This is a genomic window from Paenibacillus sp. G34, from assembly GCF_056856875.1.
Genome location: NZ_CM166469.1, coordinates 5,879,230 through 5,890,908 on the forward strand (window position 1 = coordinate 5,879,230; position 11,679 = coordinate 5,890,908).

The window sequence follows — 11,679 nt, forward strand, 5'->3', positions numbered from 1 at the left end:
TTTCATCGTCTTCAAGTTGCTCGGCCCGGCAATCCCACGTCCTAGTCACCGCATACCGGATTAACTTCAACGGTCACTGGCGCATCCACATGGCGGAAGCCTTGAATGACGCCAACCCGTTTGAAAAACTTGTGGAAACGTTCGTTCGGATGGCCTTTTTCCTTGTACTCCGCTACAATGCGTTCTACGATACCGCCAATCTGATCTCCTGGAATGCCCTCCGCCACAGGCTGAGCCGGATGTGCATTGCGGCCAAACTTTTTGCCACCCAGGAACAGATCGTAACCGCCTTTGCGATAAACGATACCGATATCCTCCAGCACCGCCCCGTAACAAGCCATACCGCAGCCGTTTAATGCTACGCTCGTCTCCTTCGGAGCGGATAATCCACCGATGACGTCCTGCAAATGGTTAGCCATCGGCACCGCATCGTCTTTCTCCAGGTTACAGAAGTCACAGGCTTTGACCTTGATGACATCCCCAATTGGCACCACGATAAAGTTCGCTGCACGTAACTCGTCCACCAGCGCATCCGGCTCAAACGTCGGCACTCTCAGAATGATCTGGTGCTCTGGCGTATACTCAAGTTCGCCATCCTCGCTTGCGCACTGCGCCAGCAGGGCCATCTGAGCGGCGGTGAACTTTTTGTTGCCCACGCCGGGCGATACGCCGATCTCAAAGAGCGGCGCCTTGCGCCCCGGCACGGGCACAGCAGCGGTGCCAAGCGCCGTAGCGCTGCTCGCGCCCTGCGCGCCTGCGGCTGCCGGGCCTGACGCCGCAGCGTCCAGCCAGCGGCTTGCCGCTTCGCCGGCGAGCGCACCGCCTGCCGCGAGCCGCGTCAACGCCTCGGCTGCGAGCTCGGCTGCGCCAGCGCGTGGCGCCACAGCGGCAGCGCGCGGTGCGGCATCCGCCGCCGCGGACGCGGGCCGCTCTGCGGCAAGCACGGCGGTGCCAGCACCGCGCGCCGGGCTTGCCGCAGGCGGGGTCGCCGCCCATGCGCTTGCGGGCGGCTGCCCTTGCGGAGCCGTGCCCGCTCCGGCGCTGGCGCCGCGCAGGGCTGGCTCCGCCGTTGGCGCGGCCTGCGCATCGCGGGCCGCGCTATCGCCCGCTGCCTCGCCGGAGGCGGCAGCGCGGGCTTCTTGTGCGCCGAGCGACCATGGCTCGGCTTCGGTGCGCAGCCGCTCATGGGGTCTGAGCGGCTGTTCCGCGGAGTTCAGCGTATATTTCCGCTGATATCCGCGCGGGGTGACCATGAGTCCTTCGTACATCATGGTCGAGGAATTGCCGATGATCACGGTAGTTAACATGCCGATATCGTGATTCAGCATATCTTCCAGCGTTGTCATGACCACGTCCTGGCGCTCCCGATATGCACTTTTGACCAAGCCAACCGGTGTCTTCGGATCACGGTAACGAAGCAACATCTCTTGCGTTTCTACAATCTGGCGTGTCCGTCGTCCACTGCGGGGATTATACAGAGCAATCACAAAATCGGCCGAAGCCGCTGCCTCAACACGCCGAATAATCGTTTCCCATGGTGTCAGATGATCGCTAAGGCTAATCGTACACGCATCGTGCATGACAGGCGCACCAAGCAAGGACGCACACGATTGAATAGCCGACACACCAGGAATAACCTCGACAGCTACGCCAGTATCCGGCTTCCAGCCTTGCTCAATGAGCACTTCGTACACAAGCCCTGCCATGCCATACACCCCGGCATCCCCACTGGAGATTACGGCAACGATGTGGCCCGCTTCCGCTTGTCTAACCGCTTCCTGTGCCCGGCTGACTTCCTCCGTCATGCCTGTACGCACAATGGCTTGTCCATTCAACAAAGGCCGGATCAGATCCACATAGGTGTTATATCCAATGATGACCTCGCTTTCCTGCAATGCATCCAGTGCCCGTTTCGTTATGTGCTCCATCGCACCTGGACCGAAACCGATGATCAGCAACTTGCCTTGCTTTTGCATCCCTTTTCCCCCTCACTCCACTTGTAACACGATTAATGCCCCAACCTTGTTTATCTAAAAGGTCCACTTCAAGAAAGTTTCTTCTTAACGACGATCCAAAGTTTTTGCAATACAGTATGCCTCTTTCACCTTATTGCCCTGTAACACATCATTTCTTCTACTTAACTCGCAACTTCGTTCCTGTCCGAAAAAACAAAAAAATCCCATCCTAATCACGGATGAGATGCGCATGTACTTACACTCAGGAAACCAGGCCTGCAACTCCCCAAAATAAGGAAATACACGCAGCCATAACAGCCCATATAGAGCCTCACGGAACAAACCACGGTTTGTCCCTCTCCCGAACTTATCGTACACCACTCCTTTCCGCGAAGGGTTTGGTGACACACGCAAGGTAGGTCTCCTGGCTCTGGATCATTAGCGTTCTTTCCTGTCTTCCCCGGTATACCGAGTGACTTACATGGAAAACGCTTCACCATTACAGTGGCGGGACCGCTCGGGACTTGCACCCGATTCCCTGTTACCTCTTGCTTTATGCAAGAGCACCTTGCTGCTTTCATATTGTCTTCATCATACCATCGGTCAGGAAATAATGTCCACGCTTCTCCAGATTGTCCTAAACATTAATTTTGGATAAAAATGAAAAAAGGCTCCGATCCGCAAACGGATCAGAACCTTTATATATCCATCCATATAACTGATGTAATTTCTTCTAAACTTAATACTCCCCTGTATACGAATTGCGTCTGCGATTCTTCATACCGCTATCTCGCGATCTTTCAATATTCATACTGAGGCCTTACTCCGAACATCTAATTATCTCTTGCCCTGTGCATGCTCTCTTTATTAATCTTCCCGGACACCCACCGGATTCGCGGCAAAATAACGTCCCAGTTCAACGATGAGCGCTCCCATCTTCTCCTCTTCCGGCACAACCAGCGCTTCGATACCTTCCTCACGCATGGCATTCGCCGTAACTTTACCAACCGAGGCTGGGACTACACCTTCTTTGAAAGCCGTCAGCATCTGCTGCAGCTTGCCTTGGGAAGTTGCATATTCCGTCAAAAACCTAACCTGCGGCCCGCTTGTAAAAGCCACAGCCTCCAGCTTATGTTGAATGATTTCATTTAGCAGTTGCTCCAGTTCTGCCTCTTCCGGCGGCACGTGACGATACGGCAATACCTGCCGCACAACAGCTCCTTGTTCTTCGAACCAGCGAACCAGTTTGGGAGCCGTTTCCCCATGCAACTGTAACATCACTTTTTTGCCTGCCAGATCATGCGAGCCAAATTCCCGAATCAAACCGTCCGTACTACCATCATCATCTCGTACCAATGGAGTCAGCTTCAGTTTCTTGAGTGCATTCACCGTTTTGTATCCTCGGGCTGCAATACACGATTCAGCCAATACATTCCGAAGTTGTCCGGCTACATCCATGTCCTCAGCCATGTCGAACAAAGCATCCAGTCCCATACCCGTCGTAAACACTGCCCAATCCGGCGGATCGGAAATCCAGGAGACCAGTCCATCTCGAATGTTACGGTCATCCAAAAATACCGTGCCTTGTGCAGGACGCACAAGCGGGATTCCTCCCATTTTCTCTACCAAAAGAGACATCTCTTTGGACTTTCTCGGTCCGGTTAATGCCACACGTACCCCTGCCAAATGTTGAGCCATCCATGTTCCCCCCGTTTAAGAAGCCGAAAGTTCATCAATCTGACTACAGTATACAGGGTACTTCTGCGGAGGGAAACCATGTCTGCTTGCTTTCCGGCCTCTTTAGCTATAACGATTTTTTATGGTTTGCATCAGGAAGGCTGTAGATTACCGCCGCCATGTGATGGTTTACCTTTTTTCTCCATAGACTTTTCCGCTGACTTATCACCAGACTTCTCTTCAGACTTGCCTTCTGATTTCCCTTCTGATTTCCCTTCAGATTGATCTGATTCACCAGATGCCTGCTCCTGCTTCTGTTCCCCTTCCTGCTGTTTGCCTCTGGATGCCCGTTCTCCCGATTCCGAGTTCGGGGCATGCCCAGCCTCCTTTTTGCGCGGACGAACAAATAGAAAGAATACGATTGGAAACAGCACCTCAAATACAATCGCAACCCATGTCCATTCCCGTGTAAATCGATTCAGCTGAATTGCATTGCGGAAAAACCAGAACGCACATACAAAACCCAGCAACGCAATGGGTCCGGTCAGTACTTTACCAGACACTCTGGGAATCATGCGTTTCAACCCCCAGCACACAAAATACAGGTCAAATGCAATCTTGGTTATGATACACGGCAAGGTTGCCGCGGCAAGCGCCAGATCGAATCGATCCAGAAAGTCACTAATCTGCAACTGTCTTGCCAGCTCATACGATGGATATACAAGTCTTGAAGCAATGGGTACACCGATGGAGGTGATCGTTTCTATTACAATAACCATCATAAGCAGTCCCGTGACGATGTTGCCTGTAACGATGGACTTTACTCGAAAGTCACTCCCCCTTACGATAAAGGGCAGAGCAATCATCTCCCCGTAAAACGAAAAGAGATACCAGCTTCCCCTGCCCACACCCGCCAGGTCAACATCGAAATAGGGTTTCAGGTTATCCAGATTGACTTGCTGGATCAGCATAAACGGCACAATGATGGAGTTTAACAAAAAAAGGGCTACATATAACTCCACCATGCCAATCAGGGAGCCTAGTCCTCCCCGCACGATAAATATAGCCATGACAAGCAGAGAGAGCACGATAATCGAGATTGGAGTTGTTTCGAGCAATGTGATACTCACATAATCCCCCGTTAGCCGAATATCCCTCGCAAATACAAAGAAGAAAAACGCGATGTACATCAATCCGGCCAATCTTCCCAGAAAGGGAAATCGTGTCACTAACGATTCAAACAGATCCTTGTCCGGAAAACGACGCTGGACACGGCTGAGCATCCACATCGATGTAAACATAATCAGAACAACCGGTATGTAACAAAGATAGGCATGCTGTTCTGCATAATAAATGGCTTGTGCATGAGGTTGTAGCAGTGTCCCCGTAATACTAAGCAGCATGAGCATCAAGACCATTTGCCTGTGCGTTACCTTCTGAATCATCCTGCCCCTCCTTCCGTACCTGTTTCTTGCATATCCAGATTACATATGCCACATCCTCAAGGCATTGGCAGCAAACGTTGAATAACATGACCCATCCATACCGAAAGGAATACGGTTTTGTTCAGCGCCGTAACGTAAAACCAGAAGCCTGTTCCAAGCGCAATGATTCCATAAGACAGCCAGCGATTAATGGAGGCCGCTTGTTTCAGATGCCTGAAATCCATAATCAACACCCCGATCACCATTGCCAGATAGGTAAACAGCAGCGGTTTAATCATGTATGATGTCCTCCTCTACGACTCCAATCGGTTTATTGACAATACCGACATTCTCAATAATGACATGCGGTTCCACTTTTACCTGAACATCCGGGTAGAGAACCTCCCAGCGATCTTTAATTTTGTCCCACTCCTTGGGTAACTGCCTATGGATGGAACGGCCAATGCCAATAATATCCGCTTTATATTTCTTCTGAACCAGCTTTACACCTTCCTCAATATCCTCTTTGATCTTTCGGTGCACGGCTTCGTTCAAATTCAAAATCTCCTTCTCGCGCCTGTCACCATAATCCGATTCATTGTCCACAAGCACACCTTTGGCATACATCTGAATGGTTACACTCACTTTGCCGTTCACAATCTTGGGATGGAGAGACGAATTGTTCTCGTTTAATTTAATGAACATATCTCCTTTTCCCCGTGGAGCTTTAATCATAACTTCGGGTTCGTTGGCTTCACCCATGGCAAGAATCAGTGCATCGGCAGGGGCCTTGTCCATCATGCCTACCAGCTTGTCTTTTTTGAAAATAGCTAAACCATCCAGTTTGATATTGGTTACGGCGCCCTTCCAGCCCTGTGGTACATTGTCCGAAACGGAGGCGATAGGTAGAAAAGGATCAACTCCTTCATCTAGGATGGAATCTATAAAAGTTTTAAGGGATCTTGGATTCCTCATATTGAGAAAACATAACTCACGGACCATCTCGGAAGGAAACTTCTCAATCGGTGCATCCGTGTCTATAACGTTATGTGCTTCGCCTCTGGTGACAACAGGCATTGCGGACAACCGGTTAAGCGGATATCTTGTGAACAGATCAAGCATCGGAGCAACGCCGTCACGCGCCAGTTCTTCGCCAATAAGGATGGTACGGCGGTGTGCATAATAAATTCGTCGAGAGAGTGACTTTTGACCCTCAAGTGATGTACCGCGCAGTGTACGAGCCGTGTTAGAGAGAATAAACCACGGTTTATCTCCGTTCGTTCCTCCACCGCCACCTTCACTGCCTGAAGCACCCGATTGTCCAGGGAGTGCAATCTGAAGGCTAGACCGGTAGTCCTCTCCCTCTTTATCCACAGCAATACCGATGACAAAGGCGACATCATTAATCTCTTCGCGATCCCAGCAACCTGCAAGCAGAGATGTACACAAAATCAACGAAATGACAGCTCTATATTTAATCAAAAACTGCATGGAATCACCATCCTTCCTCTGCTTCCGGCGAACCATTGATATCTCTGGTCATACGTTTGCGATCCCGGTGCACGGTTGAAGGCCGATTGATCATTTTCCACCAAGGCACCCGAACTAGAATATCTTTCGTATCCTTTTTATGGTACGGACTCAACCCTGACAAATACGGCACTCCAAATGACGTCATTTGTGTGAGATGCACAGAGATCATCACCAGACCAATGACAATCCCGTATAACCCTAACATGCCTGCAAGAAGCATGATCGGAAACCGCAACAGCCTTACGGTGATGGCAAAGTTGAAGCGTGGAATCGTGAAGGATGCAATCCCCGTCATCGATACGATAATAACCATGGGGGCAGAAACAATACCTGCCTGTACCGCTGCTTGACCAATCACAAGGGCACCGAGAATACTGACCGCTTGCCCCACCGTTTTGGGTAACCTGACCCCAGCCTCCCGTAGCGCTTCAAAGGATAATTCCATAATGAGCGCTTCAATAAGTGCCGGGAAAGGGATGGCTTCACGGGCACCAGCAATGCTGAGAATCAGTGTGGTTGGAAGCATGTCCTGATGAAAGGTCGTAATCGCGATATACAATGCTGGCAGGAACAAAGCAATAAACACAAACAAAAAGCGGATCCAACGAATCAGATTGGTAATGAAGAACCGCTCATAATAATCCTCACTAGCCTGTAACATCTGCCACATCGTCACGGGAGCAATCAATGCAAATGGTGTGCCATCTACCATGATGGAGAACCGACCTTCCAGCAGATTCGCGGCAACTGTATCCGGGCGCTCCGAATAGTGCATCTGTGGAAACGGGGAATTCGGGTTATCCTCGATAAGTTCCTCGATATAACCGCTCTCCAGAATACCGTCGATTTCAATCTTCTCCAGACGTTTTTTGACATCCTGAATCAATTGGGGATCGGCGACTCCCTCCAGATAGACGAGAACAACATCGGTTTTGGTATCGGAGCCCAGTGTCATACTCACCATTTTGAGTGCAGGTGTCTTCAGCTTGAAACGAAGCAAAGCCGTGTTCATGCGCAGCGTCTCGGTGAAACCTTCTCGTGGCCCGCGGATGACCGACTCCGTCTGCGGCTCTTCAACGCCTCTCCGCACCCCGCCTTTTACGTTGAATAGCCAAGCTTCGGCTTTTCCGTCCATAACCAGTAGAGCCGATGAGGCAAGCACGCCCTCGGTCGCAGCAGCCCAGGTCTGAACTCGCTTGACCTGCGTTAATTCAATTCGTGTATCATCAATCGGCACATCCGGCTCGTCAGTCCGTTGCTGGATCAGTCCTCGAATAAGCGGGCGCAGCATATGCTCCTGAATATCCGCCGAATTCACGATACCCTCGACATAAACGAGAAGCCCCTGAACCTCCGGTGTGATCATAACGTTTCGGAACACGACATCCGAGGAGTTCGAGAAGATTTCTTTTAACGCCTGAATCTGATTGGTATGTATGGCACTGATCGGTTGTTTCAGAATAGGCGGGGACGGCAGTCCCAAAGGTACATATTTACTACTGTCAGTCGTTGATGCCGAAGTCTTGGATTTTTCGCTACCTTTTGATGATTTATCTGCCATGTGCCGCCCCTCCATTCTTGGTTTTTATACAAGGTAGCTTGTGCCAGAATGCAGGGAATTATGTGGTCTTTTTTTACAAAAAAAAGCCTTCCTCGAAGGAAGACTTAACGATCGAACGATCAACTTGAAAAATGAAGCATGCATATTAAATCAATAACTTACAACCTGAACAGAATAACAAGCTTAGATCCTACGCTTATCTCTGATCGGTTAGTCAGCAAAATAATCATCAGGTATATATTGGATTTCCGACTTGGCATAGATGGTGAGTGTATGCCGTTCGCTGTCATATTTTACACGGTTGCCATCAACATAATACCAGTGCTTTGTCAGAGGGCGGTCTTTGCGCTGTACGAAACGGAACACGTTTAATTCCTGTCTCAGCTCGATAATCTTCGCCACGGTCTGCTCTTCAAGTCCTGTTACGGTGAAGAGGTATCCTGCTCCCTCCTGCTGAAAGCGATAAGACAACTCGGCATCTGTCTTGCTGTTCGCTAGCCCGCGCCCGGTGACCCCATGTTTTACCATAAACCATTCCTGCTGTGCCATACGTATCGTTCCTCCTTTGATCTTGGAGTGGGAATTCATATTCTTAATTAAGGCAGATCAATCAACATATAAAACGTATCCCCATGCCCTTCCAGCTTCATGGAAGAAATCTGCTCCACGCGTGCGGTATCTCCTGTATGAAGCACATGTTCATTCTGCAAGCCAAGTTTACCCTCGATGGAGAAAATGTACATGCGGCGACCTTCGTTCTGTTCAAAATCAAGCGTCGTGCCCTTGGACAACCGCCCAAGGTAAATGGTCATGTCTTGATGAACCGTCGCGACCCGTGGCCCACCATTGGATGATGCTACAGGCACAAGAGTGCCCTCCAAGGCAGCGGTATCAAAAGAAGTCGTTTCATAAGATGGTTGCAGCCCTTTCGTATGTGGCATAAACCATAGCTGGAGGAGTCTTACCTCCTCGGTATCTGTGGCATTATGCTCCGTATGAATGACGCCGCTTCCTGCTGACATGCGCTGAATGCTGCCAAAGCCGGTTACGGCAACGTTACCCAAACTATCTTCATGTCTCAGCTTGCCATTCAGCACGATGGATACAATCTCCATATCACTGTGTGGATGTGCCCCAAAGCCGCGACCTGGTGCGATGACATCATCATTCGCTACCCGCATCGGTCCAAACGCCGTGTTATCCGGGTCCTGATACTCCCCAAAGGAAAAGCTGTGACTGCCGCGCAACCAGCCTCGATCAAAGCTGGATCGTGCTTCGGATGGAATGACCTTAATCATATCGCGTAACCTCCTCAAATCTGTTATGGTTCGTGTAGATTCCTCTTATTTTTTCTTAGTAGCATACTTATTTTCATTATATCAAATGTTAAGGTAATACGTCCAAGCCAAAAAGTGAAGCTCCTTCCTCCAAACCAAAAAGCTCTTTACCTGTCAGCCCGATCCGGCAATCACCGTTACCTCTCGGACTGGCAAGCAAAGAGCTTGGCCGCAGGCGTATCCCTGCGCTTTAACACTTTCCGTTACACTTTTCTACGATTCGTTTATATTATGCTTTTGATTATACTCATCCTGGTATATCGCTTTCCTCCCTGATGCAGATCAGGCACTTACATTCTGACTGTTCCGACGTGTGCTTCCTTGTCGATTGAACAGATAATCCAGTGCCAGAAATCGGCTTCCTGTCAGGAGAAGAGTCAACGAGCCTGCCATCAGCATGTAATCGAATTCTGTTCCCATCAAAAACGGCTGCCCCGCCTTGGCTGTGAACACTGCACCGACCATAACCGCGATGAACAACAAGGCAAACACACGTGTACCCAGACCCAGGATCATGGCCGCACCGCCTGCCAGTTCAATGACAGCAACAACAGATGCCATGAAACCCGGAATGCCTATACTTTCGAAGAAACCAACCGTACCGCTGATTCCACCCTCAAATTTACTCCAGCCATGTAATAAAAAAATGAGACCAATCATAATCCTTGAGAAAAAAAGTCCAATTTCAATGGTTTTGTTATTCATCATTATCTCCCCATTTCATTCATCATTTTTAGTCCTTATGGATTGCTCGGTTCATGGCCATCTTCTATCCAATCGACCACACAAACAAAATAGACAGCAGCAGAAAGACCGTTACCGAGATCAGGATGGCATACCTCGGTAAGCGCAGCGTAACATCCCGTTCAGGATCCAGCAGTCGGGAAATCCGCACATTCACCGACGTGTCGGCAAACGAGGACTGTATTGTCATTGATTTCCCCTCTCCAGATGGTGCACATGCCCGGAGCAGTTTCAAGAGTGCACTGCCAATGCCCGCAGCGTTACCCGTACGTTCAATGGCTTCATTATCCGCTAAAATTTCTCTGACGATGCGATATTGTTGTGATGTATGTTTCAGCACGGGAATGTATGGCATCATCGCGGCGAACACCGAGAGAAGTGTTGTTTTCAGCGGATCACGATGCCACAGATGATGAACTTCATGATATACGACAGCCTTCTCTTCATCGTGATCCAACATGCTCAGCAGTCCCGTGGAAAGCACAATGCAAGGTCGCCACAGCCCGATGGTAAACGCAACTGGAGAAGATTTGTCCACAACGAGAAATCGCGGTTTCTTAAGGTGCTTGTATCTTGCGTTCAGTTCTGCCGACCAAACGCGAATTTCCATCGAGCGGAGCTTCGTTACTGCTGCCCGTGTCTGAATGATTCGTACAGCCAGCATCCAGCTGGTGCCCACAAAAGTCAGCACAACCAGCAGCAGGAGGAAATGACCTACTGACATCCACCCCATGCGGCTCATCCAGTGATTACATAGCCATAACAGATTCAACCGGATGTCCCATCCAAATATTTTGTACATCGCATACATGAACATCTGCATGAGCACGAGTACCGGAATACCAAACCCGACGGTGAACAAAATCTTGGAACGGGTCTTCCACATCTTAATCGTTATCCTTTTTCCATTGCTTAATCTTCATTTCGAGCCGTTCAATCAAGCCTTCATCGGCTTCATCTAACGCATCCAGCATGTGATTCACTGCCAGTGTCCCGAATTCATCCACCAATTCCTGGGACAGTTCCTTGGATTGATCGTTCATAAATGCCTCCCTGCTCTGTACCGGCTGATACAGCGATGTGCGGCCCTTCTGTGTTTTACCGAGCAATCCCTTATCCACCAACCGATTCATCACAGTCATAACCGTGTTGAAATTGACATCTTTGTCTTGCTCCAGTGCAGTCTGCACTTCACGGATGCTGCTGCCGGGACGAGCCCACAGAATGTCCATAATCTTGGCCTCCAGCGGACCAAAAAAACGGTTAAGTCCACGCTCACCCACTTTAAAATTGAGTATTCTCATATTCTGACACCCCTCACACTACCCATTGTAGTGCCCACAAACGAGAAGTCAACCTCTATGTCAGGTATTTTATGTAAATGATTTGTAAATTTGTTTTTCATTTGCGTATAAAATGACATAAGAAAACCGGGCCCTTCTGCAAAA

At 49.7% G+C, this 11,679-nt stretch carries 11 protein-coding genes and 1 riboswitch; all 11 genes read right to left on the reverse strand.

Going from position 1 to position 11,679, the window contains the following annotated elements; genetic code table 11:
- Positions 1-41: 41 nt before the first annotated feature.
- The 11 genes from cobJ to AC1VYS_RS26620 all read right to left on the reverse strand — a co-directional run bounded on the left by cobJ (position 42) and on the right by AC1VYS_RS26620 (position 11,535).
- Entirely contained in the window at positions 42-1,976 is a 1,935-nt protein-coding gene (cobJ, locus tag AC1VYS_RS26570) for a precorrin-3B C(17)-methyltransferase (protein WP_482912120.1), read from the reverse strand.
- Positions 1,977-2,352: 376 nt separating this feature from the next.
- Positions 2,353-2,541, reverse strand: a riboswitch (cobalamin riboswitch).
- Between the two features lie 281 nt (positions 2,542-2,822).
- On the reverse strand, positions 2,823-3,653 hold the full coding sequence (locus AC1VYS_RS26575) for a uroporphyrinogen-III synthase (RefSeq protein WP_482912121.1): 831 nt from the start codon (positions 3,651-3,653) through the stop codon (positions 2,823-2,825).
- A 131-nt stretch (positions 3,654-3,784) separates the two neighbouring features.
- On the reverse strand, positions 3,785-5,077 hold the full coding sequence (locus AC1VYS_RS26580; RefSeq protein WP_482912122.1) for a GerAB/ArcD/ProY family transporter: 1,293 nt from the start codon (positions 5,075-5,077) through the stop codon (positions 3,785-3,787).
- A 56-nt stretch (positions 5,078-5,133) separates the two neighbouring features.
- On the reverse strand, positions 5,134-5,355 hold the full coding sequence (locus AC1VYS_RS26585) for a hypothetical protein (RefSeq protein WP_482912123.1): 222 nt from the start codon (positions 5,353-5,355) through the stop codon (positions 5,134-5,136).
- Positions 5,348-6,547 carry a Ger(x)C family spore germination protein gene (locus AC1VYS_RS26590; protein ID WP_482912124.1) on the reverse strand — a complete coding sequence of 400 codons (1,200 nt, stop codon included), beginning with the start codon at positions 6,545-6,547 and terminating at the stop codon, positions 5,348-5,350. Before AC1VYS_RS26590 ends, AC1VYS_RS26585 begins: the two co-directional genes overlap by 8 nt.
- Positions 6,548-6,551: 4 nt before the next feature.
- Positions 6,552-8,150 (reverse strand): spore germination protein, encoded by a 1,599-nt coding sequence (locus tag AC1VYS_RS26595; RefSeq protein WP_482912125.1) that lies wholly within the window; start codon positions 8,148-8,150, stop codon positions 6,552-6,554.
- Positions 8,151-8,360: 210 nt separating this feature from the next.
- Positions 8,361-8,699: a hypothetical protein gene (locus AC1VYS_RS26600; RefSeq protein ID WP_482912126.1), complete on the reverse strand. Its 339-nt coding sequence runs from the start codon at positions 8,697-8,699 to the stop codon at positions 8,361-8,363.
- 47 nt (positions 8,700-8,746) lie between these two features.
- The gene (locus AC1VYS_RS26605; RefSeq protein ID WP_482912127.1) at positions 8,747-9,448 is read right to left on the reverse strand and encodes a pirin family protein; all 702 of its coding nucleotides are present in this window, start codon (positions 9,446-9,448) and stop codon (positions 8,747-8,749) included.
- Positions 9,449-9,769: 321 nt separating this feature from the next.
- Positions 9,770-10,192, reverse strand: a complete 423-nt coding sequence (locus AC1VYS_RS26610; protein ID WP_482912128.1) for a DoxX family protein — start codon at positions 10,190-10,192, stop codon at positions 9,770-9,772.
- 64 nt (positions 10,193-10,256) lie between these two features.
- Complete coding sequence (locus AC1VYS_RS26615) at positions 10,257-11,117, reverse strand: M56 family metallopeptidase (RefSeq protein WP_482912129.1); 861 nt, start codon at positions 11,115-11,117, stop codon at positions 10,257-10,259.
- Between the two features lies 1 nt (position 11,118).
- Positions 11,119-11,535: a BlaI/MecI/CopY family transcriptional regulator gene (locus tag AC1VYS_RS26620; protein ID WP_482912130.1), complete on the reverse strand. Its 417-nt coding sequence runs from the start codon at positions 11,533-11,535 to the stop codon at positions 11,119-11,121.
- Positions 11,536-11,679 lie beyond the last annotated feature (144 nt).